This window comes from Rhodanobacter sp. UC4452_H20 (assembly GCF_052978205.1).
This window is the reverse complement of record NZ_CM129662.1, coordinates 1,107,720-1,133,964: the sequence shown is the minus strand read 5'-3', so window position 1 is coordinate 1,133,964 and position 26,245 is coordinate 1,107,720. Positions and strand designations below refer to the sequence as shown.

The following is a 26,245-nucleotide window of genomic DNA, read 5'->3' as shown; positions in this document are numbered from 1 at the left end:
CGATGAACGATCCCGTGTCCTATCGCGCCGCCGCCCCGACCAGCACGCTGGCGGTGGTGAGCCTGGTGTTCGGCATCCTGGCCTGGTGCGTGCTGCCGTTCTTCGGCGCGGTGGTGGCCATCGTCTGCGGACACCTCGCGCGCAGCGAGATCCGCAACAGCCATCCGGAGCACCGCCCCGAAGGTGACGGCATGGCGGTTGCCGGGCTGGTGCTTGGCTACGTGCAACTGCTGCTGTCGGTGCTGTTCGTGTCCTTGGTGATCGCGGTGCTGTTCTTCGGTTTCGCGCTCGGCGGCTGGCACGGATGGTGAGTGCGCCGCCGCCGTTCGATTTTCATGGCTGGCGCGTGCTGGTGGCCGGCGGCAGCCGCGGCATCGGCCGCAGCATCGCGCTGGGTTTCGCCCAGGCCGGCGCCGCGGTGTCGATCTGCGCACGCGGCGCGGCGGCACTGGAGAAAACGCGCCTGCAGATCGCCGCCCACGACGTGACCGTGCACGCGCAATCCGTCGACCTGGCGCAAGCGACGGCCATCCAGGCCTGGGTCGACGACGCGGCGAGCGCGCTGGGCGGCATCGACGTGCTGGTCAACAACGCCAGCGGCTACGGCTTCCGCGACGAGGACGAGGACTGGCTGGCCAACTTCAACGTGGACCTGATGGCGGCCGTGCGCGCCTCGCGGGCCGCGCTGCCGCACCTGGCCGGGTCGGCGCATCCGTGCATCCTGCACACCAGTTCGATCTCGGCGCTGCGCCCCCGTCCGGGCGGGCCGTCGTATGCCGCCTTGAAGGCCGCGTTGAGCCATTACACGACGTCCCAGGCGCAGGCACTGGCGCCCAGGCGCATCCGCGTCAACGCGATCGCGCCGGGCTCGATCGAGTTTCCCGGTGGCCTGTGGGACCAATGCCGCAAGGATGATCCGACGCGCTACGCCGAGGTGCTGGCGAAGATCCCGTTCGGCCGCTACGGCCAGCCGGAGGAGATCGCGCACGCCGCGCTGTTCCTCGCCTCGCCGTGGGCCGGCTGGATCACCGGCCAGACCCTGGTGGTGGACGGCGGCCAGCTGCTGGCCGGCTGAGCGTGACCCAGCCGCCTTCGGCGCGCTGCACGGCACGCTAAACTGCGCGACATTCCACGACTGCCGGCGTTTCGATTTGGCCCTCTACGACATCCTGCGTCCGCTGCTGTTCTCGCTCGAGGCGGAGTCGGCCCACCGGCTGACCCTGTACGGGCTGGGCGTGGCCCAGCGCAGCGGTTTCGCCCATCGCCTCGCCACCGTGCCGGCCGACCTGCCGGTGCGTGCGTTCGGCCTCGAGTTTCCCAATCCGGTCGGCCTTGCCGCGGGGCTGGACAAGAACGCCGAGCATCTCGATGCGCTGAACACACTGGGTTTCGGCTTCATCGAGGTGGGCACGGTCACGCCGCTGCCGCAGCCTGGCAATGCGAAACCGCGCCTGTTCCGGCTGCCCGCACACGAGGCGATCATCAACCGCATGGGCTTCAACAACGGCGGTGTCGACGCGCTGGTGCGCAACGTGCAGCAGTCGAGCTACCACGGCGTGCTCGGCATCAACATCGGCAAGAACAAGGACACGCCGAACGACAAGGCGGTCAACGACTACCTGGCCTGCCTGACCAAGGTGCATGAGCTGGCCAGCTACGTCACGGTGAACATTTCCTCGCCCAACACCCAGGGCCTGCGCGACCTGCAGGAACAGGCCACGCTGTACAAGTTCATCTCGCTCCTGCGCGCCGCGCAGGAGCGGCTGGGCTCGCAGCACGGTCGGCGCAAGCCGATGCTGCTGAAGATCGCGCCGGACCTATCCGGGGTCGAGCTCGATGCGATGGCCGAGGTGCTGCTGCGTACCGGCATCGACGGCGTGATCTGCACCAACACCACGACCGACCGCGCCACGGTGGCGGACGACCCGCGCGGCGGCGAGGCAGGAGGGCTCTCCGGCAAGCCGCTGTTCGAGCGTTCCACCGCCGTGCTGGCCGGCATGCGCCAGCGCCTGGGCGAGCGCATCCCGCTGATCGGCGTGGGCGGCATCCTCGACGGCAGCGACGCGGTGGAAAAGCTCGACGCCGGCGCCTCGCTGGTGCAGCTCTATTCGGGCCTGATCTATCGCGGCCCGCACCTGGTGGCCGAATGCGTCAACGAGATCCGCCGCCAGCGCGAGGCGTCAGTCGATGGCGTCTGAGCGCGTGGACATGGGCGGCTACACGCTCACCGAGAACGCGTCGCTGGCGCGGCTCAACACCTTGCGCGTCGATGCCCGGGCGAACCTGCTCGCCGACATCCGCGATGCGGGAAAGTTGCCCGAGCTGCTGGACTTCCCGGCGATCCGCCAGGGGCGGCTGCTGGTGCTCGGCGAGGGCAGCAACGTGCTGTTCACCGACGATTTCCACGGCACCGTGCTGCGGATGTCGACGCGCGGCGTGCAAGTTGAAAGTGACGGCGACAGCGCGCGCATCGCGGTGGCCGCGGGCGAGCGCTGGGACGATTTCGTGCGCTGGACGTTGGGGCAGGGCTACGCGGGGCTGGAGAACCTGATCCTGATCCCCGGCACCGTCGGCGCCGCACCGATCCAGAACATCGGCGCCTACGGCTGCGAGGTGGCCGAGTTCATCGAAAGCGTCGAAGCCTGGGACCTGCGCGAGCATCGCGTGGTGACGCTGGGCCACGCCACCTGCGCGTTCGCCTATCGCGACTCGCTGTTCAAGCACGAGCCCGGCCGCTACATCGTCACCGCGGTGCGCTTCGTGCTGCCGCGCAGCCGGCCGTTACGCACCGACTACGCCGGCATCGACGAGGAACTGGCGCGGATGGGCGTGGACAAGCCTGCGCCGTTCCACGTCGCCGAGGCGGTGGTACGCCTGCGCACGCGCAAGCTGCCTGACCCCGCGGTGATCGGCAACGCCGGCAGCTTCTTCAAGAATCCGATCGTCGATGCTTCCGTGGCGGAAGCATTGCAGCGCGAGCACTCCGACCTGCCGGCCTGGCCGCAGCGTGACGGTCGCCGCAAGATTTCCGCCGCGTGGATGATCGAGGCGGCCGGCTTCAAGGGGCTACGCGAAGGCGACGCCGGCATCTCCAACCGCCACGCGCTGGTGCTGGTCAACCACGGCCACGCCAATGGCCCGCAGTTGTGGGCGCTGGCGCAACAGGTGATGGACGGCGTGCACGGGAAATTCGGCGTGCGGCTGGAGCCGGAACCGGTGGTGATCGGCGCGGGCTGAGTCCGCGCCATCCGGGCTTCACCCGGCGCCTTGTGTCGTTTTGCCTGAGCGCAAGTGCGCAGCCCCGTGGGCCAAGGGTGGTGCATTGCGCGTGCACTTCGACGCCGCTTGCTGTTCCAAGTCGAGCTCAGTGCGAACGGGGGGTGTGGTGGCCCATGCCGTTCTCCCTGAGTGCAGGCCCGCGGGGTCGAAGTCGAAGGGTGGGGCGCCGGTATCTTCGATCCTTCCCGTATTGCGCATGGGCAGGTGCCCTGTCATTTTGACGCGCGGGCGACGGGTCGCCCCAACCGCATTCTGATTCGATCATGGAGGTTGGACATGCAGGTGTCGTCGAGCTGGCCGGTGCTCGTGTTGTGGACCTTCGTTGCCACCGTGGTTTGCGGCTGCAGTACGCAAGAGGAACGCAAGCCGGTTGGGGAGCCCCGGACCAGTTACGCGGAGATGGCGTCGCCTGCGAGCGCACCGCATTACACCTTGCAACCCGGGGATACGGCGGTGAAGCCCGTGCTGGACAAGCAGGTCTCGCCGGTGTACCCGCCCACCCTGGTTCGCCCGGGCGCTGCGCCGGTCACTGTCGTGGTGCAGCTGGTGATGGACGAGAACGGCCGCGTCCAGGCCGTGCACCCGCAGCCCGGCACTGCGGATGGTCCGGCGCATGCCTTGTTCGAGGCTGCAGTCGAGCAGGCGGTCATGCAATGGACGTTCACGCCGATGTGGGTGCGGCATCCGCGGGGCGATGGCACGTATGAGGTGACGCAGAAACCTTTCAGCCTCTGGTACGTATTCGATTTCAAGATGGCAGGCGGCAAACCTGTCGTCGAATCGGGCCGGCGCTGAAGGCCGATCGCAGCGGGACGCGGATTACCCTCATGCTGCCTGCCGGTCATGTTGTCTGCATGTTTGCCATGTGCGGCAACGCTCCGGCCAGGCTTGTCACCGGGATGCAGGGCGGGCACTGCCCGCCGGTTCTTGCGACTCGACGACAGCCACTTATTCGCTGCGCTTGCCCCGCTTCTTTCCCGGCTTCGGCAAAGGCAGCGCGGCAGATGTAGCCACCAGCAACTCCCTCAATGCTTCCGGGTCGTCCAGCAGCTCGTCGGCGATCGGATACATCTTGGTATCGGGATACGGTTGGCCCTGCGGCAGCCCGGGAGCCAGCGCCTGCGACGCTGAAGTGGGTTTGATGAAGAGGCGGTTGTCGCAGGCAAAAGCCGTGACCTTCCCTGCGTGGTAGAGCGCGTATTCGCCAAACATCCGCTTGTATGTGAGCGCCTCGCCGAGGTCGGCCTGTTCAAGCACGTAATCCACGAAACGCTTGTCGGTTGCCATGATTTTCCCTCGGGAGACGGTCCCGGATTATCGCGTGATGCATCGTGTCCGCGCTCGGGCCTCTGCTGTGGGCGCGGCCATCCCGGCCATATGCAGCAGCACCCCGGCCAGGCTTTTCAGATCCTGCGCGTTGTGCGCGGCGACGCGGCGCAGGTTGCGGGCGGAGCCGCCGCGCAGGTAGGTGAGCCAGGCGGCGGGGGCCTCCGCGCCGGGCAGGTCGTCCTCGCGCACGACGCCGAGCAGCTGGCGCTCGGCGGTGGCGAGGCGACAGTTCGGCCACTGGTGTTTCCAGTGGCGGCGCACCGGATGCAGCAGGTCCAGGTGGCCGCGGCCGGCCAGCGGGTTCGGCAGGCGGGCGAGACGGTAGCGCGTTGCCAGCAGCGGCGCGTCGTAGCACTTGCCGTTATAGCTGACGAGCACGGTGTCCTCGTCCAGCCAGCCGGCGAAGGTGCGCAGCATGGCGGTCTCCGCCGCCATGGTGGTGATGGTGAGCTGGCGGATGCGCAGGCGGCCACCCTGCCAGTCGGCCGCGCCGATCATGAAGGCGCGGGTCCCGGTGCCGCCGGCCAGGCCGGTGGTCTCGGTGTCGAAGTGCAGCAGGCGATCGTGGTGCACGGGTTCCATGCGGGCGAAGCCGGCGTCGATGACCGGCGGCGGAACGAGCCAGTCGGCAAACGCCTCGGTGTAGCGCAGGCCGGGGGAAAGTTCGAAGCCGGGCACCTCGCGGTCGCGGGATGACGGCACCGCGGCGGTGCCGCGCTTGAGCCGGGCGTGGCGCTGGAGCAGCCGGCGCAGCTCGGGCGCCATCGCGGAAGAGGGCGACGCGACGCGGGGGGTTCCCGGCGTCGCTGCATCCAGCGCATGGCGGGCAGGCACGGCGGCGTGGGCTTGTCCCGCCTCGGTGCGCAGCTGGCGCAGCTTCGCGATGAGCGGGTTCACGCTCACAACGCCACCAGCAGCGCGAGCACGCGCAGGGCGAGGGCCTTGGGCGTGGCGACGGCCGGATCGTCGGCGGTCTGCTCGTCCGTCGCCAGTACCGGGCCGACACAGGCGGGGCAGCCGGCGCGGCAGTCGCAGCGTTCGATCAGGCTGACCGATTGCGCCAGCAAGTCCTCGCGACGCCGGAACAGCGGTTCGCTGTGTCCGATGCCGCCGGGGAACGCGTCGTACAGGTAGACGGTGGGCGTGAACGGCGCATCCGGCGCCAGCGCGGCGGGCTGGCCATCGCTGCCGCGCAGCTGGCCGCGACCGTGGAGGTCGGTGCTGGCGAACCAGGCGCCGTCGCCCGAGCCCACGGCTTTCTGCAGGTCGCGCGCCTCGGCCATCACCGCCACGGTGGCGACGATGTGCAGCGCGTACGCCGCGCCGAGGAAACCGTCGAGCGCCTGCTGGCGTTGCTCGAACGCGGCTTCCAGCACCATCTGCGGCAGCTGCCACCACACCGCCGTGGTGTGCAGTTCCTGGTCGGGCAGGTTGATCGGGCCGTAGCCGATGTTCTCGTGCGAATAGAAGCGGATCTTCTTGTAGCCGGGCACCCGGCGCACCACGTGCACCTCGCCGTGATGGGCCTGACCGCAGCCGGCGTGCGCGCTGTCGAAACAGTCCAGCACCTTGAGCCGGGTGTAGTCGATGGCGTCGGTGTAGTAGTCGACGCTGGTGCGCGTGACGTAGGCCTTGCGGCCTTCCCAGTCCAGCTTCTCCACCTGGTAGGGCAGCGACTGCACCATGTGGATCGCGCCTTCGTACAAGGTGACCGCGGCGGCGGAGTAGTCGACTTCGGCGATGATGGTCTGGCGGCCGTCGGTGCGATCGACCACCACGAAGTTGCCGTCGGCCACCGAGCGCAGCGACACCGCGATGGCCGGGTAGCTGTCGGCGATCCATTCCCAGCGATCGCCCTCGCGGTGCAGCACGCCTTCCTCGCGCAGCAGGTCGAGCCACGGCGTGGCGACCTCGGTGCCGAACATCTCGTCGCCGGTGAACGGCAGCTCGAACGCGGCGCAACGGATGTGGTCGAGCAGGATCAGCGGTTGATCGGGCTGGATGCGCGCGTGCTCCGGCGAAGCGCCCTGGAAGAACTCCGGATGCCGCACCAGGTACTGGTCCAGCGGATCGGAGCTGGCCACCAGCACGCCAAGCGCCGATTGCTGGCGTCGGCCGGCGCGGCCGAAGCGCTGCCACGTCGCGGCGACCGAACCGGGGTAGCCGTTCAGCACCACCACGTCGAGCGAACCGATGTCCACGCCCAGCTCCAGCGCCGAGGTGCTGACGATGCCGTCGATGCTGCCTTCGCGCATCGCCCGTTCGGCCGCGCGGCGCTCCTTCGGCAGGTAACCGCCGCGGTAGGCGCGGATGCGCGGGCGCTTGCGCGGGTCGTGGTCGAACACGTCCTTGAGGTACTTGGTGAGCACCTCGACCATGCTGCGCGACTGGGCGAACACCAGCGTCTTCATGCCGCTCTTGATCGCCAGCCGCGCGATGCGGTTGGTCTGCGAGCGCGCCGAGGCGCGCAGACCAAGGTCGGGGTTCACCACCGGCGGGTTCCACAGCAGCACGTGCTGGTCGCCGCTGGGCGCACCGCTTTCGGTGATCGCGGTGACCGCATCCTCGATCAGCGCCTCGGCGTGTTCCCGCGGATTGCCGATGGTGGCCGAGCACAGGATGAACTGCGGGGTGACGCCGTAGAACGCGCAGACACGCTTGAGCCGGCGGATCACGTTGGCCACGTGCGAGCCGAACACGCCGCGATACGTGTGCACCTCATCGATCACCACGTAGCGCAGGTTCTCGAAGAACTGCGCCCACTTGGTGTGATGCGGCAGGATGCCCTGGTGCAGCATGTCCGGATTGCTGACCACGATGTCGCCATGCAGGCGGATCGCCTGTCGCGCATCGCCGGGCGTGTCGCCATCGAAGGTGAATGCCTTCACCCCCAGCGCACCGGCCCGGTTCAGCTCCAGCAGCTCGGCCACCTGGTCCTGCGCCAGCGCCTTGGTGGGGAACAGGTACAGCGCCTTGGCGTGATCGGTCATGGCAGCGCTGATGACCGGCAGCGTGTAGCACAGCGACTTGCCCGAGGCGGTGGGCGTGACGATGGCCACGTGCGCGCCTGCCCGCGTGGCTTGCCATGCCTCGGCCTGATGGCTGTAGAGCTGCTCGATGCCGCGCGTGCGCAGCGCCCCGGCCAGCGCATCGGGGAGATCGTCGGGCAGCGGCGCGAACGTGCCCTCCCGACCGGGCACCACGAAGGCGCCGGTGATCCGCGCGGCATAGCGCTTCGACAGCCGCCGGGCCAGGCTGCGGCCGTCGCCCGGCCCGTCCAGCACGAGGTCGTCGCTGGCGTAGCGGTCGGGTAATGTGTTCATCGGCAGGCTCCGCGCGAAGGTCCGCGGATTAGGCCGCGTGCGCGTCTCACCGGGTGAGATGGCGCGCGGCCGTCACGGCATCGTCAGCCGTCCTTGCGGGAGCGGGCCCGACCAGGAGCGTCAGGCGACTTGCGCGGCAGGCGACCGCTGACGTTCGCGCCAGTGCGGCACCTCGGCCCAGCCGTCGCGCGGTGGTTCGCCGGCCAGCGCGCGGCGCAGTTCGTGGCGACCGAGATGGGGTGCAAACTGGTGGATGAAGGCCAGCGTGTACTCACGCGGCACGCTGTCCCGGCGCAGTACCACCCAGGTCGTGCACGGCGCGAACAACGCATCGGCGGGCAGCGCGAGCAGGTCGGCGTCGCCGGGCTGCATGGCCATTTCGGCGAGGATGCCCACACCCATGCCGGCGCGCACGTAGGTCTTGATCAGGTCGGCGTCACCGGCAGTCATCGCGATCTGCGGTGACAGCCCGGCCTCCTCGAACGCGCGGCGCAAGGACGACTCCGGCCGCAGCGAGGAGTCGTAGCTGACCAGCGGCAGGCCCGCCAGCTCGGTCAGCGTGGGCGCGGCGGCGCGCCGCGCCAGCGGATGGTCGCGCGGGGTGACGATCACCCGTTGCCAGCGATAGGCGGCAAAAGCCATGCCGACGGCCGGCGCGCTGCCGGCGCTGCTGATAATGGCCAGATCGACCTGACCGGCTTCCAGCCGGGCCAGCACGTCGGCGTCGCGGGTCGGCTCCAGATGCACGCTGACCTGGGGGAAGCTGGCATTGAGCGCGGCGATTGCCGCGGGCAGGGCGAAGCGAGCCTGGGTATGCGTGGTGGCGATGCGCAGCTCGCCGTGGGCCTCGTTGCGCAGGTTCGCGGCGATCGCGCGGATGTTGGTTGCCTCGGCCAGGATGATCCGCGCCCGTTCGATCACCTGCTCGCCCGCGTGGGTCACCGCATCCAGGCTCTTGCCCTTGCGCACGAAGAGCTGAAAACCCAGCTCGTCCTCAAGCTGGCGCAGCTGCTTGCTGAGCCCGGGCTGGGTGGCATGCACGCGCTCGGCCGCCAGGGTGATGTTGAGGCCGGAGTCGGCGATGGCGATGAGATGGCGCAGCTGGGTAAGCGTCATGGGCAGGAGTCCGTGGGCGATGGTCGGGGGACGGATGGGCGATGCAGCTGCGCATACATCGTGCAATCCCCCGGCCGCCGACGTGACGAGCCCCTGGCCGGTCGCCACGGATACCCTTGTCGATGGAATGACATACTTTCATATTGGACGTCTATACGTCCATTCGTGTTGCATGTCAATCAGGCCTGCCGGTCATGCCGCGACGGCATAAGCACCAAGGCGCAAATCATTTGTGGTGCCGGCGGCGGCTTCGTAGCGTAGGCGAACCCCTTGCTCCGGCCATTCCCGCGCATGAAGCTCTACCCGATCTTTGCCTCGTTGTCGCAGCGCGCCGTGCTGGTGGTCGGCGGCGGCGCGGTGGCCGAGCGCAAGGTGGCAGCACTGCTGCAGGCTCGGGCGCAGGTGACGGTGAACGCGCCCAGCCTCACGCCGCGCCTGCAGCGCTGGGTGCGGCAGGGCCGTATCGCCCATCGCACCGATCCGTTCCGCGAGAGCTGGCTGGAGCGCGTGTGGCTGGTGGTGGCGGCCACGCCCGATCGCGAGATCAACGCGCTGGTGGCCAGTCTGGGCGAGTTGCGCCGGATCTTCGTCAACGTGGTCGACGATGCGGCGCTGTCCAGCTTCCACGTGCCGGCGGTGATCGACCGCGCACCGCTGACCATCGCGATCTCCAGCGGCGGCGAGGCGCCGATGCTCTCGCGCCTGCTGCGCGAGCGGCTGGAAGCGCTGCTGGATGATTCGCTGGGCGCGCTGGCCCGGCTGATGGCCCGGCTGCGCCCGCGCATTCGTGCCCGTTTTCCCGCACTGGCGGCACGACGCGCCTTCTACGACAGCCTGCTGGCCGGGCCGGTGGCGCAATTGTTGCGCCAGCAGCGAGATGGCGAGGCGCAGGCGGCGGCGGAACATGCTCTCGCCGATACGCCGTCGCCGGCCACCGGTTCGGTGGTGCTGGTGGGCGCCGGCCCCGGCGATCCGGGCCTGTTGACCTTGCGTGCATTGCGCGCGCTCAACGAGGCCGACGTGATCCTGCACGACCGGCTGGTCGGTGCCGGCGTGCTGGCGCTGGCCCGGCGCGATGCCGAGCGGATCGACGTCGGCAAGCAGGCCGGCCGGCACCACGCCACGCAGGAGGCGATCCACGCCTTGCTGCTGGAGCATGCGCGTGCCGGCAAGCGGGTGGTGCGGCTGAAGGGCGGCGACCCGTTCGTGTTCGGTCGCGGCGGCGAGGAGCTGGAGTTCCTGCACGCCCACGCGATTCCTTTCGAAGTGGTGCCCGGCATCACCGCCGCCGTGGCCTGCGCGGCGTACTCGGGGGTGCCGCTGACTCATCGCGAGCGCGCCCAGTCAGTGCGCTTCGTCACTGCGCATTGCCGCGATTCGCACGACACCGTGGACTGGCCTGCGCTGGCGCAGGAGCGGCAGACGCTGGCGATCTACATGGGCGTGAACGAGCTGGCGACCCTGCAGGCGCGCCTGGTCGAACACGGACGCGCTGCGTCCACGCCGTTCGCCCTGATCGAAAACGGCTCGCTGCCGAACCAGCGCGTGGTCTGCGGCGTGCTGGGCAACCTTGCCGAGCGAGCCGCAGCCCATGCCGTGAGCTCGCCGGCGCTGCTGATCCTGGGCGAGGTGGCCGCCTTGGCGCCGTCGCTGGCCTGGTTCGGCGCCGCCCCGCTGGGCGCGACCGTGCACGCCTTGCCCGCCGCCGCGGCGGCGCGCGATGGCGTGCTCGAGGCGATCCATCGCGCCGCCTGTTGACCGATCCCGAATCGGCGCATCATCTGCCTTCGTCCATGCGCCCGTTCCTCACGCCCGATTCCCCGAGGAGACACCCATGATCTACGACAACATCCTGGACACCATCGGCCGCACACCGATCGTGAAACTGCACCGCCTGGCGCCCGCACACGTGAGCATCTACGTGAAGATCGAGGCGTTCAACCCGGCCGGTTCGGTGAAGGACCGACTCGCCCTGGCGATCATCCTGGACGCCGAGCAGCGCGGCACGCTCAAACCCGGGCAGACCGTGGTGGAGGCCACGTCCGGCAATACCGGCGTGGCGCTGGCCGCGGTGTGCGCGGCGCGCGGCTATCCGTTCGTGGCGGTGATGTCCGACACGTTCTCGCTGGAGCGGCGCAAGCTGATCCGCGCCTATGGCGGCAAGGTGGTGCTCACCCCCGGTGCGGCACGCGGTACCGGCATGGTGGAAAAGGCCGCCGAACTGGCGAAACAGCATGGCTGGTTCCTCGCCGACCAGTTCGAGAATCCCGCCAACCCCGCCTACCACCGCCAGACCACGGCAGCCGAGGTGCTCGGCGACTTCGCCGGCCGGCGACTGGACTACTTCGTCAGCGGCTGGGGCACCGGCGGCACGCTCACCGGCGTGGGGGAGGTGCTGAAAGTGGCTCGGCCGCAGGTCAAGGTGATTGGCGCGGAGCCGGCCGGCGCCTCGCTGCTCGGCGGCAAGGAATGGCAGCCGCACAAGATCCAGGGCTGGACGCCGGACTTCGTGCCCGCCGTGCTCAATGCCAAGGTGGTCGACCGGATCGTCACCGTCGACGACGTGGTGGCGCGCGACACCGCGAGGGAACTGGCCCGGCGCGAGGGTATCTTCACCGGGCTGTCTTCCGGCGGCACGCTGGCCGCGGCGCTTGAAGTGGCGAAGGACGCGCCGGCCGGATCGGTCCTGCTCGCGATGCTGCCCGACACCGGCGAGCGCTACCTGTCGACCTTCCTGTTCGAGGGCGTCAACGAGGGTTCCGACGAGGTTTGAGCGCGGCTGCATGGCAACCGGGGCTCGCGCCCCGGGGCGCCTCGTCGGATACTCGGCTTCGATCGATCCCGGGGCGACGATGCACAAGAACCGACTCGAGGCGTTCAGCGACGGCGTGCTCGCCATCATCATCACCATCATGGTGCTGGAGATGAAGGTGCCGCACGGCGAGACGCTGGCGGCGTTGCTGCCGATGGCACCGGTGTTTCTCAGCTACGTGCTGAGCTTCGTCTACGTGGGCATCTACTGGAACAACCACCACCACATGCTGCAACTGGCCGGCCCGGTCAGCGGCGCGGTGTTGTGGGCCAACCTGCATCTGCTGTTCTGGCTTTCGCTGCTGCCGTTCGCCACCGGCTGGATGGGCGAAAACCACTTCGCGCAGGGGCCGACGGCGCTGTACGGCGTGGTGCTGCTGATGGCGGCGCTGGCGTACTGGATGCTGCAACGCGCGCTGATCCGCGCCGAGGGCCGGGCATCCGCGCTGGCCCGCGCCGTCGGCGGCGACTGGAAGGGAAAACTCTCGCCGATGATCTACGCCAGTGCCATCCTCGTCTCGTTCCGCGCCGCGTGGATCGCGCAACTGCTGTATGGCGTGGCCGCCCTGCTGTGGCTGGTGCCGGACCGGCGCATCGAACGGGTGGCGGGACGGGCGCCGCACTGAGGCGGGTTCTGCCGGCGAGTTTGGCCGGCGAGTTTGGCCGGAAAGAGTTGGCCGGAAAGTTTGGCCGGAAAGGGTTGGCCGGAAAAGCTTGGCCGGATCGGTCCGCTCCGGGTCCGGTGCAGGGCTCGTCGAGGACGCAGCGGCTGCCTAGAGTGACGGCTCCCCCATGATGGAGTCGCCCCATGTCCGACACCCCCGCCTTGCTGGTCATCGACGTGCAGCAATCGTTCCTGCAGGCACCGTACTGGCGCGAAGACGACCTGCCGGCGTTCCGCGAGAAGTTGTTGCAGCTGATCGACGGCGCGAGCGCCCGCGGCTGGCCGATCGTGCGCATCCTGCACGAGGAGGCTGCCGGTCACTTCAGCGTGGCGTCGGGGCTGGTGCAGCCGATGGCGTGGGTGCCGCAGGTGCACGACACGGTGTTCCGCAAGCAGGTGCACAACGCGTTCACCGGCACCGGCCTGCAGGCATGGCTGCGCGAGCGCGGCATCGGCCGCGTCATCATCAGCGGCATCCGCAGCGAGCAATGCTGCGAGACGACCGCCCGGGTTGCTTCCGATCTCGGCTTCGACGTCGATTACGTCACCGAGGCGACGCTGACCTTTCCGATGGTCCACGCCGGCAGCGGCACTCGCTACGATGCGCAGGACATCAAGCAACGCACGGAACTGGTTCTGGATGGACGCTTTGCCCGCATCCGCACCGTCGATGACGTCCTCGCCGATCACTGAGGTGTGCTTCGTGCTGCCACCGGACCTGATCCTGCTGGATCTGGCCGGTGCCGCCGACGCCTTTCGCATTGCCGCGGCGATGGGCTTGCCGGTGCGCCTGCGGCTGATGGCGCCGGTGGCGGCGGGCGAGGCGGCACCGACTGCGCTGGGCGTCAGTCTTGCCGGCGTCGAACCGCTGCCGGCGAAGTTGCTCGAGCACGTGCTGATCGTGGTGTGCGGTGCCACCGGCAGCGCCGCGCGCCTGTTGTCGTCGGCGGCCGGCAAGGCGCTGGTGGCCTGGTTGCGGCGCCATGTCGTCGCTGGCCGACCGCTGGCCTGCGTCTGTTCCGGCGCACTGCTGGCCGCCGCCGCCGGCCTGCTCGACGGGAGACGCTGCACCACGCACCACAGCCTGCTCGACGAGCTGCGCCAACTGGCGCCGGCGGCCGAGGTGCTGGACAGCCGCGTGTTCGTGGAAGACGGCGAGGTCTGCACCAGCGCCGGCATCACCGCCGGCATCGACCTCGCGCTGCACCTGATCGCCAAGCTCGGCTCGCCGCGCCTGGCCGTCGCCGTGGCGCGGGAAATGGCCGTCTACATGCGCCGCGCCGCCGGCGACCCGGCGCTGTCGCCGTGGCTAGAAGGGCGCAACCACATGAACATGGCCATCCACCGCGTGCAGGACGCGCTGCTCCAGGCGCCCGCGCAGGACTGGCCGCTGGCGCGGCTGGCCGACATCGGCCACCTGAGCGTGCGCAGCCTCACGCGCCACTTCCGCGAAGCCAGCGGCATGTCGGTCAACCGCTACCACGCGCGTCTGCGGCTGGCGCTTGCGCGGCAGGCGCTGGCCAACGGCGACAACGTGGAGCGGGCGGCCGAGTGCGCGGGCCTGGGTTCGGCACGGCAGCTGCGCCGCTTGTGGGCAGCGCATGCCGACGACCGTCCGGCGTCGGTGCGGTCACGCGGTTGAGCGGGCCTAGAGCAGGCTTTCCAGCGGCAGCAGCTTGAGCATCTGCACCTCGACCCGGTGGCCGGTGGTGGCGCCGGGGTCGTGGTCGTAGGTCACCGGCTTGCCGTGCTCGGTGGCCTGCCATTGCATGGCGCCGCCATGCGCCGAGCCGTCCTGCTTCAGGATCACGCGGTAGGCCTGCTCGGGCAGCGTGGCGCTGTCGAAGAACGCGGTGACCGCCGCGGCCAGCGGCGGACAGTCGACGATGATGCCCATCTCGGTATTGAGCAGTTTCGAGCGGGCATCCATGTTCATCGAGCCGATGAACACCTTCTGCCGATCCACCACGACGGCCTTGGCATGCAGGCTGACGCCCGAGGAGGTGCCGCCGGTGGTGGCCGGTTGCGGCGCGCCGGCGGCGGCTTGCAGTTCGAACAGTTGCACGCCGCTTTCCAGCAGCGGGCGGCGATAGCGCGAATATCCCGAATACACGATCGGCTCGTCGTTGGAGGCCAGCGAATTGGTCAGCACCTTGACCGTCACGCCGCGCTTGGCCAGCGCATCGAGATAGGTCGTGCCGCGCTCGCCGGGGATGAAGTAGGGCGAGATCAGCAGCAACTCGTGCTGCGCGGCGTCGGCCATCGCCTTGATATCCGGGCCGATGCGCAGCTCGGGCTGGTCCCCGGTCGCCTCGATCTTGGCCGGCTGGTCGGCCACCAGCGTGGCCGGTCCCCAGAACCACTCGCCCTTGCGGTCGGCGGAGGCGCCGTAGGGCAGGGCGTCCAGCGTGGCCTGGGCGTAATCCGATTGCGCGAACGCGCGCGCATCGTGCGCCAGTTCGGTCCGCAGTTTCGCCAGGTCGACATGATCGGCATGCTTGCCATGGAATGCCTTCACCGGATAAGCCGCGTCGCAGTTCCAGTACTCGTCGAAGGCATGCGAGGCCTGTGGCACCACCGGGCCGATCGCGATCAGGTCGAGGTCGCGGAAATGGGTGTCCTCGCCCGCGTCGAAGTATGCATCGCCGATGTTGCGTCCGCCGACGATCGCCACGTTGCCGTCGGCGATGAACGACTTGTTGTGCATGCGCCGGTTCAGCCGGTGCGTGTCGAGCAGGAACTGGGCAGCCTTGGAGAATACCGACGGCTTCTTCGTGGCGAACGGGTTGAACAGGCGCACCTCGATGTTCGGGTGGGTATCCAGCGCGTCGAACAGGTCGATCGCCTGGCTGGCGTTGATGTCGTCCACCAGCAGGCGCACGCGCACGCCACGGTCGGCCGCGGCCAGCAGGCGCTGCGCCATCAGTCGCCCGGTCGCGTCGTTGTCGAAGATGTAGTACTGCAGATCCAGCGAATGCTGCGCGTGGTCGGCCAGCGCCACGCGGCTCATCAGCGCATCGGTGCTGCGGATGAGCAGGCGGAAACCCGACTGATCCTGGTGCTTGGCGGTTTCCGCGTGCACGTAGCGCGCCGCCGGCGTGCCCACGGTCGGCGGCAACGCCTTCGACACCGGCTTGACCACGGGCGCGGGCGGCGAGCAGGCCGCCAGGGCCACGCCGAGCAACACCGCGCCAAGCGCTCTGATGAGTCGCCGCATGTTCACCCGCCTTTTGCTGCGTGCCGATCACGGCTTCGCGGCAATCGTCCATCGCCAGCGGCGTACTTTGCGAAGGCGGTCGTGAAATCCATGCGACTGTGGAGCCTCGCCTGACCCGGGTACTCGGGTTTCCGCCTTTCGCCTATCCCCAGCTCGACAACGGCATGGCACCGGGCGCGAACATCCCCTGCGGCCCGAAGTGGAACATGCGGGAGCGGTCGCGTGCGTAGTCGTGGCCTTTCTCGGCGAGCACGGACCGGTTCAGTTCTTCGTACCAGCGTTGCACCGTGGTGGCGTCGGTCAGCAGCAGGAAGGTCCAGTCGGGGAACACCACGGTGACGGGTTCGTCGCCGTGCCAGGCGAACTGCGCCTCCGCGCCGTGCTGCACCATGTCGGCGCCGATCAGCTGGTTCAGCGAGCTGCGGATGCGCTCGAACTCCATGTCCGGGAGCAACGGGGTGAAGTTCTTGACGCCGTGGAGTTGGCCTTCATGGCGTCGGTTGTCGGTTTCCTTGCCGCGAACGATCACATCCTTCAGATCGTAGTCGCCGTGGATGTAGACCCAGCCCTTGCCGGCGTGGTCGAGCTGCAGGCAGCCGTAGTGGCGGGATGCGGGGTCGACGTCGACGCGCCAGCGCCACTCGGCCGAGCAGGCGGCGGCGCGGCCCACGCCCCAGGCCGCCCAGCTTTCCGGACGCTGCGGATCGCCCATGGCCGGCATCTTGTTCTCGGCCGCCAGGTAATGCATGCCGTCGTGCCAGGCCTTCATCGCCTTGTCCCGCTTGGCCGGCTTGAAGGCCCCCGGGTGCATGCCCGGGTGCACCACCAGCCCGGCGATGACGTAGTCCTGTTTCACCATGCGCCCCGCCACCGAGCGCATGAGGCCCGACGGGTTGACGTCGGCGGTCTTGGCTTTCAACAGGGCCGGTTTGGGGTAATAGCCGGGCATGCCGACGTAGCGCAGCGAATCCTCGTTGGTATGACGCACGAGCAGGATGACCTTGCGCTCCCGCGCCACCATGAGGAACTTCTGCAGGTCGATGCCGCGCATTCCGATGCCGATACCCATGTTCGTCGTCCTTGTGTCGTATGGATGGGGGGAGTGTACGAGTTTTGAAAATCGAGATCGGAGCAAAAAGCCCCGGCGACAGGGTTCCGGACTCGGCGCGCAAGGCAATCTTTGCGTCGGTGGAACGATGGGACCCCGGCGTTGGCACTTTTTCGCGCGATGCCGATACAAAAAAATCCCGCCATCGGCGCTGTCTGCTCCCACGACGTCGGGAAGGCGTGGATACGTTGTCGCGGAATTGTGGACTACCCGACATTTCGAGCAGTCAGCGTGGTGGTGATGATGATGCCTGAGGGTTGGCGCTGGCTCGTGCAGGCGGCGATGCCGTGACCTGATCCAGACTGTAGAGATAGTCATGGCCGTATGCGCTACCGTCCACCAGTTCGCCAGCCTTGATGCCGGTGAGACCTTTGTCCTTGTGCGCGCCGCACGTTTCCGTGCAGTTCCAAGCCGTGCCATCGCGCGCGTGGACGATCATCACCGTCTTGACGCCGTCGCCCACAAAGGCTCCGGCTGGCGCAAAGGCGAGTGACGGAATCATGGCCTGCTTTCGTTGGCTGTGAAGATTTCCACCTAGGGCAATGAGGCGGCCTTTGGCTGCCAGATCGCGCAAGTGTTCACCCACTTGCTTGTTCATCTGCACGGCGTTCTGCTCCTTGCCTGTCAGTTGGAAATCCAGCGTGAGCTTGCCTTGCTTCTCCAGCGCCTCCAGATGGTTGACCAGCGACATCATCGCCTGCGACGTCCTGCCATCCACGCCGGCCCAAGTCCGGTCGCCAGTATCACGGGCGAAATTAGGCAGCTCGAGCGAGACAAAGAGCGGCGCAACGCCGGCAGCCACTTCCGCGTCCACCAGGCAACGCACGAGGTTGGGTGATTCCACGGTGCCGTGTAGCTCGCCGAGGTAGATGTTGCCCAGCTGCAGCAGGGGCTGGAGCTTCTGTGCGGAGGGACACGCAATAGATGTGTGGTCGGGTGCCGTGAAGGCATGTGGAGGCGTGGCCAAGCCGGCATGGGCCAGCGAGGCAAGGCCAGCAAGGGCAGTCACCCATGTGGCGGATCGGATCCTGGAACGCGTGCCGTTTGGAAACTGGAAGCGCATGGCTTTCTCGCGGGCGATATTAAGGAGACGGAGAAAGTTAATCCGATTATCGGTGGTGTGCATCGCCAGATCTGCTACGCCGCCTCGGCACTCAACTTCACCCCCAACGCCTGCACGACCTTCATGATCGTGGCGAACTCCGGGTTGCCGTCCGCCGACAACGCCTTGTACAGGCTTTCGCGGCGCAGGCCGGTGTCGCGTGCGAGTTGGGAGATGCCGCGGGCGCGTCCAACCACGCCGAGGCTGTCGGCGATGAAGGCGGGATCGCCGGTTTCGAGGGCGGCAGAGATGTACTCGACCTGGGCTTCGGGGGTGGCCAGATGTTCCGCGGGGTCGAAGGGGCGAGTTTTGGTGCGCAAGTTTCACCTCACAGGCGGTCGGCGGTTTTGAACTGCCTTGTGACTGCCGAAATGCCCGAGCGCCATCATAGTCAGGCAGCCCGTGGCTCCACCCGGCGCAGGATTTCGTCGCGTGTGGCCAGTGTCTTGAGATCGTAAGTTGCCTGCAGGTTCAGCCAGGACACCGCGTCGCCGCCGAAGTAGCGTGCCAGGCGCTCGGCAGTGTCGGCGCTGATGCCGCGGCGTTCGTTGACGATTTCGTGGATGCGGGTGGCCGGTACGCTCAGTGCCACGGCCAAGGCGTTGGCGCTCATCCCCAGCGGGGTGAGGTAGTCCTCGCGCAGGATTTCGCCGGGATGTACAGGGCGCATGCGATTGACGGGAAGTTTCATATGGCTCTCTCAGTGGTAATCCACGATTTCGACGTGCTCGGGTCCGCTGGCTGTCCACACAAAGCAAACGCGCCACTGCCGGTTGATGCGGATGCTGTGCTGGCCAGCGCGATCGTGCTTGAGGGCTTCGAACTGGTTGCCAGGCGGTGAACGCAGAAACTCAAGCGTTTGCGCGGCATCGAGTTGCGACAACTTGCGGATGGCGGCGTCCTTGATGGCACGGAACCGACGAGGATCGCCACCCTCGAACAGCGCCTGCGTATCCTTGCAATGAAAGCTCCTGATCACGCGCTGACGGTATTACGTTTGACGTAATACGTCAAACGAGCACCGTATCCGCTGGAAAACGCATCCCTTGGCCGAGAAGGGTTTGCAAGCGGATCAGATCCACTCAAATGCAAACGGCGCCGTATCGCTACGGCGCCGTTGCAGTTTCAGATACCGGTCTTCGCCGGAATGACGAACTTCAGAGTGCCTCGAAGATTCCCGCCGCGCCCATGCCGGTGCCGATGCACATCGTCACCATGCCGTACTTCTGCTTGCGCCGGCGCATGCCGTGCACCAGCGTGGCAATGCGCACCGCGCCGGTGGCGCCGAGCGGGTGGCCGAGCGCGATCGCGCCGCCGAGCGGGTTGACCTTGGCCGGGTCGAGCTTGAGGTCGCCCATCACGGCGAGTGCCTGGGCGGCGAAGGCTTCGTTGAGTTCGATCCAGTCGAGCTGATCCTGGGTGATGCTGGTTTGCGCGAGCGCCTTGGGAATCGCTTCCTTCGGGCCGATGCCCATGACTTCGGGCGGCACGCCGGCGACGGAGAAACCGACGAAGCGGGCCAGCGGCTGCAGGTTGTATTGCTTGATGGCCTTTTCGCTGGCGAGCAGCACGGCGCCGGCGCCGTCGGACATCTGGCTGGAGTTGCCGGCGGTGACGGTACCGCCGAACTGGCCGTTGCGGAACACGGTTTTCAACTTGGCCAGCACTTCGGGCGTGGTGCCGGCGCGCGGGCCTTCGTCCTGGTCGATGACGCGGTTGTCGGTGGTGATGCCGCGGCTGGCGAGATCCGGGTAATGGTCATCGAGCTGGAACGGGGTGATCTCGTCCTTGAACTCGCCGGCGGCCTGGGCGGCCAGAGCGCGGCGGTGGCTTTCGACGGCGAAAGCGTCCTGCTGCTCCCGGCTGACTTTCCACTGCTTGGCGACGTTTTCGGCGGTGATGCCCATGCCGTAGGCGATGCCGATGTTCTCGTCCTGGAAGATCGCGGGGTTCATGGCGATCTTGTGGCCCATCATCGGCACCATGCTCATGCTCTCGGTGCCGCCGGCGAGCATCAGGTCGTCCAGGCCCAGGCGGATGCGGTCGGCGGCCATCGCCACCGACTGCAGGCCGGAAGAGCAGAAGCGGTTGACGGTGACGCCGGGCACGGTGTGCGGCAGGCCGGCCAGCAGCAGGCCGATGCGCGCCACGTTCATGCCTTGCTCGGCCTCGGGCATGGCGCAGCCAATGATGACGTCGCCGATCTGGTGCGGGTCGATGCCGGGCGCCTGCGCCATCACCGCGCGGATCACGTGGGCGAGCATGTCGTCCGGGCGGGTGTTGCGGAACACGCCGCGCGGCGCCTTGCCGACCGGGGTGCGGGTGGCGGCGACGATGTAGGCGTCCTGGATTTGTTTGGTCATGACGGAACTCCAAAAGGGTGAGAAAAGAGTGGAGAGGAGTGAGAAGTGAAAGAAAGCCTGGGCTTCGACTCTCACTCCTCACTTCCGCGCGCGCAGCGCGCTCACTAGTTCCTCAAAGGTTTGCCGGTGGTCATGGTGTGGGCGATGCGGGCCTGGGTTTTCTCGGTTTTCGCCAGCTCCACGAAGTGCTTGCGTTCCAGTGCCAGCAGCCATTCCTCGTCGACGGTCGAGCCGCGCTCGATCACGCCGCCGCACAAGGTGTCGGCGATGCGCGAGGCGATGTCGACATCGTGCTCGGAGGCGAAGTAGCCGGCTTGCAGGTTGGCCAGTTGCGCCTTGAAGGTGGCGGTGCCGACGTCGCCGGCGACGATGACCTGGGCGGGCAGGGGCGGGCGGTAGCCGGCCTCGGCCAGCGACAATGCCACCTTCTTGGCGACGTACAGCAGTTCGTAGGCGTTGAACACGACCACGTCGCTGTCGCGCAGCAGGCCCATGTTCTTCGCCTCGATGGCGCTGGGGGAAACCTTGGCCATCGCCACGGTCTCGAACACCTTCTTCAGTTCCTCGAACGGATCGGCCGGATTGGCCCTGGACGCACGCACGGCCAGTTCATGCAGGCCGCCACCGGCGGGCAGCAGGCCGACGCCGGCCTCGACCAGGCCGATGTAGCTTTCGAGTGCTGCAACCGTCCGGGCGGAATGCATCTGGAATTCGCAGCCGCCACCGAAGGCCATGCCGCGCACGGCGGAAACCACCGGCACCAGGGCGTGCTTGATCGCCATGCTGGTGCGCTGGAAGTTGGCGACCATCTTGCCGAAGTCGTCGAACTTGCCGTCCTTCAGCAGGCCCAGCGCGCCCTTGAGATCCGCGCCGGCGGAGAACGGTTCGCCGGTCTGCCAGATCACCACCGCCTTGAGCTTTTCCTCGGCCAGCCTGATCGCGTGCTGGATGCCGTCGAGCACGTGGTCGTTGACCGTGTTCATCTTGGTCTTGAACGAGAGGATGCCGACGCCGTCGTCGCCCAGCGTCCACAGGCGGATGCCGTCGTTCTCCCACACCGTGCTGCCGGTGTCGAACTTTTCGCCCAGGATCGGATCGGGGAACAGCTGGCGCTGGTAGACCGGATGCTGCGAACGCGGCTTGTCGGCGTTGGCGCTGGCCGAATACGAACCGTTCTTGCCGTGCACGCCCGTGCGGCCGTCGGTGACCCAGGCGGGCAGGGGCGCATCGCTCATCGCCTTGCCGGCCTTGATGTCTTCATTGATCCATTCGGCGACCTGCTGCCAGCCCGCGGCCTGCCAGGTCTCGAACGGGCCGAGCTTCCAGCCGTAGCCCCAGCGGATGGCGAAATCCACGTCGCGCGCGGTGTCGGCGATGTCGGCCAGATGATAGGCGGTGTAGTGGAACAGATCGCGGAAAGTGGCCCACAGGAACTGCGCCTGCGGGTCGCTGGAGGCGCGCAGCTTGCCGAACTTCTCGGCGGGGTCCTTGATCGCCAAAATCGCGGCGACTTCATCGGAGGGCCTTTGTTCGGACGGCCGGAAGTTATATGCGGCTCCCTCCGCAAAAGCCCGGCCATCCTTGGCCGGACTCTTCAAATTGGCCACGTCCAGCACCTGGATGTCCTTGCCGACCTTCTTGTAGAAGCCGCCGCCGGTCTTCTGGCCCAACGCACCCTTCTCGATCAGGCCGGCCAGCCATGCCGGCGCCTTGAAGTACCGGTGCCAGGGATCGTCGGGCAGGGTATCGGCCATGGTCTTGATGACGTGGGCCATGGTGTCCAGGCCGACCACGTCGGCGGTGCGGTAGGTGGCGCTCTTGGGGCGACCCACGGCCGGGCCGGTCAGCGCGTCGACGGTGTCGAAGCCGAGCTTGAATTGCTCTGTGTGATGCATGGTGGCGAGCATCGAGAACACGCCGATGCGGTTGCCGATGAAGTTGGGCGTGTCCTTGGCGATCACCACGCCCTTGCCGACGGTGGTGACCAGGAAGGCCTCGAGGCCGTCCAGCACGTTCTGGTCGGTGAGCCGGGTCGGGATCAACTCGACCAGGTGCATGTAGCGCGGCGGATTGAAGAAGTGCACGCCGCAGAAGCGGTGGCGCATTTCCTTCGGCAGCGCCTCGGCCAGCGTGTTGATCGACAGGCCCGAGGTATTGGAGGCGATGATCGCGGTCTTCGACAGGTGGCCGGCGATCTTCTTGTACAGGTCGAGTTTCCAGTCCATGCGCTCGGCAATGGCCTCGATGACCAGGTCGACATCCTTCAGGTGATCGAGATCATCGTCGTAGTTGGCCGGGATGATCGAGGCGGCCAGGGCCTTGTCGGCCAGCGCGGCCGGCGACAGCTTGGCCAGGTTGGCGATCGCTTTCAGCGCGATGCCGCTCTTCGGACCCTCTTTCGCGGGCAGGTCGAACAGCACGGTTTCCACGCCGGCGTTGGTCAGGTGCGCGGCAATCTGCGCGCCCATGACACCGGCGCCCAGCACGGCGGCCTTGCGGATGCGCAAGCCGAGGGTGGGTGAGGATGCAGCAGTCATTGGCTTCTCCGATGGTGCGAGGGGTGGTGCGATCAATGGGGCAGGCGGCGCTGGCAGGGCGAGTTCACGGGTGGCTCAGCCCGGCGGCGGCGAAGCGGATCAGGTGCTGGACGGTCTGCTCAAGATGCTCTTGTTCGCTGACGTCGCCCTTGCGCTGGATCATGCCGAAGCCCGACATGGCGTGGGTCAGCGCACCGGTCACGAGGTCGATGCGCCAGTACAGCTCGGCCTTGCCCAGGTGCGGCAGCAGCCGGGCGAATTCGGCGGTGAACTGGCGCATGACGTGGCCGTAGTTCTCCGACAGGAAGCGGCGCAAGTTGTCGTCGTGCTCGGCGAAGGCGCGCGCCAGCACGCGCATGAACAGGGCGCCCTTGCCGTCGTGCGACAGCTCCAGCGCCGGGCGGATGTAGGCGGCGAGCACCTGTTCGAGCGTGGCCTCGCCGCCGGCCAGCTTGTGCAGGGCGGCCAGGCGATTGGCATTCAAGGCGTCCAGGCGCCGGCGGAATACCTCCTCGACCAGTTTCTCCTTGGAGCCGAAGTGGTAGTTGACGGCGGCCAGGTTGACCCCGGCGGCGGCGGTAAGCTGGCGCAGCGAGGCGCCATCGAAGCCGCGCTGGGCGAACATTTTTTCCGCGGTGCCGAGGATGCGATCCCGGGTGGAGCTGGTCGAGTTCACGGAAGCGGACGTCCTTTGGCAGCTGACGCGATTCAAACGATCGTTTGAGCATACGGGAAGCGCTTCCCGGGCGTCAAACGAGCGTATGGATCAGGCCTGCGCGATCCTTGCCAATGAGCTAGAATCTGTCAGACTTTAGTGGGCTAAATCCTCATTCCTTGTCGGAATTGGCTATCTTTGCCGGTAGTTGCCCGCTCAATCACTTTTCCCGAAATCCGTCAGCCGGAGCAGATCCCATGGCGCTGGAGCGCACCCTTTCCATCATCAAGCCCGATGCCGTCGCCAAGAACGTCATCGGCGAAATCTACGCCCGTTTCGAAAAGGCCGGCCTGAAAATCGTCGCCGCCCGCATGAAGCAGCTGTCGCGCGCCGAGGCCGAAGGCTTCTATGCCGTACATCGCGAGCGCCCGTTCTTCAAGGCCCTGGTCGAGTTCATGATCTCCGGCCCGGTGATGATCAGCGTGCTGGAGGGCGAAAACGCCGTGCTGGCCCATCGTGACCTGATGGGCGCCACCAACCCGAAGGAAGCTGCGCCGGGCACGATCCGCGCCGACTTCGCCGAGTCGATCGACGCCAACGCCGTGCATGGCTCCGACGCCGTGGAAACCGCCAAGGTGGAGATCGCCTATTTCTTTGCGGCGACGGATGTGGTTTCGCGTTAATTTCGTGCGTTCATCCTTGAACGCGAAGATCAGACAGCGGCCACTCGTGGCCGCACAGTAGAAACAAGTACGTTCGTCCCTGAACGCGAAGATCAAACAGCGGCCATCCGTGGCCGCACTCTTCACAAGAGCCACTCTTTGAACTCAGTTGTCGCCAGCTCGAACAAGGTCAACCTGCTCGATTTCGATCGCCAGGGTCTGCGTGATTTCTTCACGCAGATCGGCGAGAAGCCGTATCGCGCCGAGCAGGTGATGAAGTGGATCTACCACGACCTGGAAGACAACTTCGAAAACATGACCGACGTGGGCAAGGCGCTGCGCGCCAAGCTCACCGAGGCTTGCTACATCGGCGCGCCCAAGACGCTGCTGGACAAGGTCGCCACCGACGGCACGCACAAATGGCTGCTGGGCATGGATTCGGGCAATGCGATCGAGACGGTCTACATCCCCGAGCCGACCCGCGGCACCTTGTGCGTGTCCTCGCAGATCGGCTGCGCGCTGAACTGCCAGTTCTGCTCCACCGGCGCGCAGGGCTTCAACCGCAACCTGTCCACCGCCGAGATCATCGGCCAGGTGTGGGTGGCGGCGAAGTACCTGGGCAACGTCACCCACCAGAACCGCCGCATCACCAACGTGGTGATGATGGGCATGGGCGAGCCGCTGGCCAATTTCGACAACGTGCTGAAGGCGATGAAGCTGATGCGCGACGACCTGGGCTTCGGCCTGGCATCGAAGCGCGTCACCTTGTCCACTGCCGGCCTGGTGCCGCTGATCGACCAGTTGTCCGATGCCATCGACGTGTCGCTGGCGGTGTCGCTGCACGCGGCCAACGACGAGCTGCGCACCGAACTGATGCCGATCAACAAGCGCTACCCGATCGCCGAGCTGCTGGCGGCCTGCCAGCGCTGGGTCGCGCGCAAGCCGCGCACCTCGATCACCTTCGAATACACCTTGATGAAAGGCGTCAACGACCAGCCCGAGCACGCCCGCCAGCTCATCAAGCTGATGCGCAAGCTGCCCACGTGCAAGGTCAACCTGATTCCGTTCAACCCTTTCCCGGGTACGCAGTTCGCGCGCTCGGACGCGGCTGCGATCCACGATTTCCAGAGTCAGCTGCTCAATGCCGGCGTGCTGACCATGCTGCGCCGAACTCGCGGCGACGACATCGACGCGGCCTGCGGCCAGTTGGCGGGGCAGGTCGCCGACCGTACCCGGCGCAGCGCCGAACTTCGCAAACGGCAGAACCAGGGGGCTTTGCATGCGCTTTGACCGGGTGGTGATTCCCTGCTTGTTGTTCGCCCTGGCCGGCTGCGTCACCACGCATACCAACACCGGTGCGCTGGGCAAGCCGCTGCCGCAGGAGAGCAAGGCCGAGCAGGCCACGGACGCGGCGCGCATCCACACCGAACTGGGCCAGCATTACCTTGCCACCGGCGACCTGCAGACGGCGCTGAGCAAGGTGCAGATGGCGCTCCAGTTCGACCCGAACTACGCTCCCGCCCATACCGTCCTCGCCTACATCGATGCGCGGATCGGCAAGCTGGCCGAAGCGGAGCAGCACTATCGCAAGGCGGTGGCGCTGGAGCCGACCAAGGGTGCCTGGAACAACAACCTCGGCCAGTTCCTGTGTTCGCGGGGCAACTATGCCGAGGGCGAAACCTATTTTCGCAAGGCGGTGGCCGATCCGTTCTACGCCACCCCTTCGGAGGCCCTGGCCAACGCCGGCGTCTGCCAGCTGATGGCAGGCGACAAAACCAAGGCAGAAGCGGATTTTCGTGACGCCATCGCGCGAAATCCGCAGAATGGCGAGGCACTCTTCCAGCTCGCAAACCTTCTTTACCAGGGGAAAGATGCGTTTCGCGCAAGGGCATTCCTGCAGCGTTTCGACGCGCTGGGCAAACCGACTGCCGCCGCGCTGAAACTGGGGTACGACATCGAATCAAGCATGGGCAACCCGGAGGGGGCCCGCAATTATCTCAAGCGACTGCGCAGCCAGTTCCCGGACTCGGAACAGGCGCACGCCCTTGACTCCATCGACAACCCATGACGTCCATGCAG

General features: G+C 67.2%; 26 protein-coding genes. 13 read left to right on the top strand and 13 right to left on the bottom strand.

All coding sequences use genetic code 11. The annotated features are described in order from the left end of the window. Positions 1-2: 2 nt before the first annotated feature. The 5 genes from ACVCMC_RS05525 to ACVCMC_RS05505 all read left to right on the top strand — a co-directional run bounded on the left by ACVCMC_RS05525 (position 3) and on the right by ACVCMC_RS05505 (position 4,074). Positions 3-311 (top strand): DUF4190 domain-containing protein, encoded by a 309-nt coding sequence (locus ACVCMC_RS05525; RefSeq protein ID WP_395118375.1) that lies wholly within the window; start codon positions 3-5, stop codon positions 309-311. Then, on the top strand, positions 305-1,075 hold the full coding sequence (locus tag ACVCMC_RS05520) for an SDR family NAD(P)-dependent oxidoreductase (protein ID WP_447098963.1): 771 nt from the start codon (positions 305-307) through the stop codon (positions 1,073-1,075). Before ACVCMC_RS05525 ends, ACVCMC_RS05520 begins: the two co-directional genes overlap by 7 nt. 76 nt (positions 1,076-1,151) lie before the next feature. Further along, complete coding sequence (locus ACVCMC_RS05515; RefSeq protein ID WP_447098962.1) at positions 1,152-2,198, top strand: quinone-dependent dihydroorotate dehydrogenase; 1,047 nt, start codon at positions 1,152-1,154, stop codon at positions 2,196-2,198. Between the two features lie 10 nt (positions 2,199-2,208). Continuing rightward, complete coding sequence (murB, locus tag ACVCMC_RS05510) at positions 2,209-3,237, top strand: UDP-N-acetylmuramate dehydrogenase (RefSeq protein WP_447099455.1); 1,029 nt, start codon at positions 2,209-2,211, stop codon at positions 3,235-3,237. A 318-nt stretch (positions 3,238-3,555) separates the two neighbouring features. After that, positions 3,556-4,074, top strand: coding sequence for an energy transducer TonB (locus tag ACVCMC_RS05505; RefSeq protein ID WP_447098961.1), 519 nt, complete (start codon positions 3,556-3,558; stop codon positions 4,072-4,074). A gap of 153 nt (positions 4,075-4,227) precedes the next feature. Here the strand turns inward: ACVCMC_RS05505 and ACVCMC_RS05500 are convergent, their stop codons facing one another. The 4 genes from ACVCMC_RS05500 to ACVCMC_RS05485 all read right to left on the bottom strand — a co-directional run bounded on the left by ACVCMC_RS05500 (position 4,228) and on the right by ACVCMC_RS05485 (position 9,047). Then, positions 4,228-4,566, bottom strand: coding sequence for a TfoX/Sxy family protein (locus tag ACVCMC_RS05500; protein ID WP_447098960.1), 339 nt, complete (start codon positions 4,564-4,566; stop codon positions 4,228-4,230). 27 nt (positions 4,567-4,593) lie between these two features. Further along, positions 4,594-5,505 carry a ribonuclease H-like domain-containing protein gene (locus ACVCMC_RS05495; RefSeq protein ID WP_447098959.1) on the bottom strand — a complete coding sequence of 304 codons (912 nt, stop codon included), beginning with the start codon at positions 5,503-5,505 and terminating at the stop codon, positions 4,594-4,596. Positions 5,506-5,507: 2 nt separating this feature from the next. After that, entirely contained in the window at positions 5,508-7,931 is a 2,424-nt protein-coding gene (locus ACVCMC_RS05490) for a DEAD/DEAH box helicase (RefSeq protein WP_447098958.1), read from the bottom strand. Between the two features lie 120 nt (positions 7,932-8,051). Beyond that, the gene (locus tag ACVCMC_RS05485; RefSeq protein ID WP_395118387.1) at positions 8,052-9,047 is read right to left on the bottom strand and encodes a LysR substrate-binding domain-containing protein; all 996 of its coding nucleotides are present in this window, start codon (positions 9,045-9,047) and stop codon (positions 8,052-8,054) included. A gap of 291 nt (positions 9,048-9,338) precedes the next feature. On the opposite strand from ACVCMC_RS05485, the gene cysG reads away from it, so the two are divergent. From cysG to ACVCMC_RS05460, 5 genes are all read left to right on the top strand, one after another. After that, a complete protein-coding gene (cysG, locus tag ACVCMC_RS05480; RefSeq protein WP_447098957.1) occupies positions 9,339-10,805 on the top strand; it encodes a siroheme synthase CysG in 1,467 nt (488 codons plus the stop codon). 76 nt (positions 10,806-10,881) lie between these two features. Beyond that, entirely contained in the window at positions 10,882-11,820 is a 939-nt protein-coding gene (gene cysK / locus ACVCMC_RS05475; RefSeq protein ID WP_395118389.1) for a cysteine synthase A, read from the top strand. A gap of 79 nt (positions 11,821-11,899) precedes the next feature. After that, the gene (locus tag ACVCMC_RS05470) at positions 11,900-12,484 is read left to right on the top strand and encodes a TMEM175 family protein (protein ID WP_447098956.1); all 585 of its coding nucleotides are present in this window, start codon (positions 11,900-11,902) and stop codon (positions 12,482-12,484) included. A gap of 182 nt (positions 12,485-12,666) precedes the next feature. Continuing rightward, the gene (locus tag ACVCMC_RS05465) at positions 12,667-13,215 is read left to right on the top strand and encodes an isochorismatase family protein (RefSeq protein ID WP_447098955.1); all 549 of its coding nucleotides are present in this window, start codon (positions 12,667-12,669) and stop codon (positions 13,213-13,215) included. Then, entirely contained in the window at positions 13,163-14,164 is a 1,002-nt protein-coding gene (locus ACVCMC_RS05460) for a GlxA family transcriptional regulator (RefSeq protein ID WP_447098954.1), read from the top strand. The genes ACVCMC_RS05465 and ACVCMC_RS05460 overlap by 53 nt, the downstream gene beginning before the upstream one ends. Positions 14,165-14,170: 6 nt before the next feature. Here ACVCMC_RS05460 and ACVCMC_RS05455 read toward each other — a convergent pair whose 3' ends face one another. The 9 genes from ACVCMC_RS05455 to ACVCMC_RS05415 all read right to left on the bottom strand — a co-directional run bounded on the left by ACVCMC_RS05455 (position 14,171) and on the right by ACVCMC_RS05415 (position 23,525). Next, positions 14,171-15,739: a phospholipase D family protein gene (locus ACVCMC_RS05455; RefSeq protein ID WP_447098953.1), complete on the bottom strand. Its 1,569-nt coding sequence runs from the start codon at positions 15,737-15,739 to the stop codon at positions 14,171-14,173. A 142-nt stretch (positions 15,740-15,881) separates the two neighbouring features. Continuing rightward, positions 15,882-16,808, bottom strand: coding sequence for a hypothetical protein (locus ACVCMC_RS05450; RefSeq protein WP_447098952.1), 927 nt, complete (start codon positions 16,806-16,808; stop codon positions 15,882-15,884). A 265-nt stretch (positions 16,809-17,073) separates the two neighbouring features. Further along, the gene (locus ACVCMC_RS05445; RefSeq protein WP_447098951.1) at positions 17,074-17,973 is read right to left on the bottom strand and encodes a hypothetical protein; all 900 of its coding nucleotides are present in this window, start codon (positions 17,971-17,973) and stop codon (positions 17,074-17,076) included. Positions 17,974-17,984: 11 nt separating this feature from the next. Further along, positions 17,985-18,269, bottom strand: coding sequence for an addiction module antidote protein (locus tag ACVCMC_RS05440; protein WP_447098950.1), 285 nt, complete (start codon positions 18,267-18,269; stop codon positions 17,985-17,987). Between the two features lie 71 nt (positions 18,270-18,340). Next, on the bottom strand, positions 18,341-18,619 hold the full coding sequence (locus ACVCMC_RS05435) for a HigA family addiction module antitoxin (protein ID WP_447098949.1): 279 nt from the start codon (positions 18,617-18,619) through the stop codon (positions 18,341-18,343). A gap of 30 nt (positions 18,620-18,649) precedes the next feature. After that, positions 18,650-18,928: a type II toxin-antitoxin system RelE/ParE family toxin gene (locus ACVCMC_RS05430; RefSeq protein WP_447098948.1), complete on the bottom strand. Its 279-nt coding sequence runs from the start codon at positions 18,926-18,928 to the stop codon at positions 18,650-18,652. A gap of 178 nt (positions 18,929-19,106) precedes the next feature. Then, positions 19,107-20,312, bottom strand: coding sequence for an acetyl-CoA C-acyltransferase (locus ACVCMC_RS05425; RefSeq protein WP_447098947.1), 1,206 nt, complete (start codon positions 20,310-20,312; stop codon positions 19,107-19,109). A gap of 104 nt (positions 20,313-20,416) precedes the next feature. After that, a complete protein-coding gene (locus ACVCMC_RS05420; protein WP_447098946.1) occupies positions 20,417-22,849 on the bottom strand; it encodes a 3-hydroxyacyl-CoA dehydrogenase/enoyl-CoA hydratase family protein in 2,433 nt (810 codons plus the stop codon). Positions 22,850-22,913: 64 nt separating this feature from the next. After that, on the bottom strand, positions 22,914-23,525 hold the full coding sequence (locus tag ACVCMC_RS05415; protein ID WP_395118409.1) for a TetR/AcrR family transcriptional regulator: 612 nt from the start codon (positions 23,523-23,525) through the stop codon (positions 22,914-22,916). Positions 23,526-23,761: 236 nt separating this feature from the next. Here ACVCMC_RS05415 and ndk point away from each other — a divergent pair, with 236 nt between their 5' ends. The 3 genes from ndk to pilW all read left to right on the top strand — a co-directional run bounded on the left by ndk (position 23,762) and on the right by pilW (position 26,234). Continuing rightward, positions 23,762-24,187: a nucleoside-diphosphate kinase gene (ndk, locus tag ACVCMC_RS05410; protein WP_395118411.1), complete on the top strand. Its 426-nt coding sequence runs from the start codon at positions 23,762-23,764 to the stop codon at positions 24,185-24,187. Between the two features lie 138 nt (positions 24,188-24,325). After that, positions 24,326-25,456, top strand: a complete 1,131-nt coding sequence (rlmN, locus tag ACVCMC_RS05405) for a 23S rRNA (adenine(2503)-C(2))-methyltransferase RlmN (RefSeq protein ID WP_395118413.1) — start codon at positions 24,326-24,328, stop codon at positions 25,454-25,456. Continuing rightward, complete coding sequence (gene pilW, locus ACVCMC_RS05400; RefSeq protein ID WP_447098945.1) at positions 25,446-26,234, top strand: type IV pilus biogenesis/stability protein PilW; 789 nt, start codon at positions 25,446-25,448, stop codon at positions 26,232-26,234. The genes rlmN and pilW overlap by 11 nt, the downstream gene beginning before the upstream one ends. Positions 26,235-26,245: the final 11 nt, after the last annotated feature.

Bases quoted from the DNA above. Each gene is read 5' to 3' on its own strand.
- ACVCMC_RS05420 (WP_447098946.1), bottom strand. From the start codon at position 22,849: ATGACTGCTGCATCCTCACCCACCCTCGGCTTGCGCATCCGCAAGGCC.
- ACVCMC_RS05450 (WP_447098952.1), bottom strand. From the start codon at position 16,808: ATGGGTATCGGCATCGGAATGCGCGGCATCGACCTGCAGAAGTTCCTC.
- ACVCMC_RS05465 (WP_447098955.1), top strand. From the start codon at position 12,667: ATGTCCGACACCCCCGCCTTGCTGGTCATCGACGTGCAGCAATCGTTC.
- ACVCMC_RS05455 (WP_447098953.1), bottom strand. From the start codon at position 15,739: ATGCGGCGACTCATCAGAGCGCTTGGCGCGGTGTTGCTCGGCGTGGCC.
- ACVCMC_RS05425 (WP_447098947.1), bottom strand. From the start codon at position 20,312: ATGACCAAACAAATCCAGGACGCCTACATCGTCGCCGCCACCCGCACC.
- cysK (WP_395118389.1), top strand. From the start codon at position 10,882: ATGATCTACGACAACATCCTGGACACCATCGGCCGCACACCGATCGTG.
- ACVCMC_RS05435 (WP_447098949.1), bottom strand. From the start codon at position 18,619: ATGCGCCCTGTACATCCCGGCGAAATCCTGCGCGAGGACTACCTCACC.
- ACVCMC_RS05500 (WP_447098960.1), bottom strand. From the start codon at position 4,566: ATGGCAACCGACAAGCGTTTCGTGGATTACGTGCTTGAACAGGCCGAC.
- ACVCMC_RS05490 (WP_447098958.1), bottom strand. From the start codon at position 7,931: ATGAACACATTACCCGACCGCTACGCCAGCGACGACCTCGTGCTGGAC.
- ACVCMC_RS05485 (WP_395118387.1), bottom strand. From the start codon at position 9,047: ATGACGCTTACCCAGCTGCGCCATCTCATCGCCATCGCCGACTCCGGC.
- ACVCMC_RS05470 (WP_447098956.1), top strand. From the start codon at position 11,900: ATGCACAAGAACCGACTCGAGGCGTTCAGCGACGGCGTGCTCGCCATC.
- ACVCMC_RS05505 (WP_447098961.1), top strand. From the start codon at position 3,556: ATGCAGGTGTCGTCGAGCTGGCCGGTGCTCGTGTTGTGGACCTTCGTT.
- ACVCMC_RS05525 (WP_395118375.1), top strand. From the start codon at position 3: ATGAACGATCCCGTGTCCTATCGCGCCGCCGCCCCGACCAGCACGCTG.
- ACVCMC_RS05520 (WP_447098963.1), top strand. From the start codon at position 305: ATGGTGAGTGCGCCGCCGCCGTTCGATTTTCATGGCTGGCGCGTGCTG.
- ACVCMC_RS05460 (WP_447098954.1), top strand. From the start codon at position 13,163: ATGGACGCTTTGCCCGCATCCGCACCGTCGATGACGTCCTCGCCGATC.
- pilW (WP_447098945.1), top strand. From the start codon at position 25,446: ATGCGCTTTGACCGGGTGGTGATTCCCTGCTTGTTGTTCGCCCTGGCC.
- cysG (WP_447098957.1), top strand. From the start codon at position 9,339: ATGAAGCTCTACCCGATCTTTGCCTCGTTGTCGCAGCGCGCCGTGCTG.
- ndk (WP_395118411.1), top strand. From the start codon at position 23,762: ATGGCGCTGGAGCGCACCCTTTCCATCATCAAGCCCGATGCCGTCGCC.
- murB (WP_447099455.1), top strand. From the start codon at position 2,209: ATGGGCGGCTACACGCTCACCGAGAACGCGTCGCTGGCGCGGCTCAAC.
- ACVCMC_RS05445 (WP_447098951.1), bottom strand. From the start codon at position 17,973: ATGCACACCACCGATAATCGGATTAACTTTCTCCGTCTCCTTAATATC.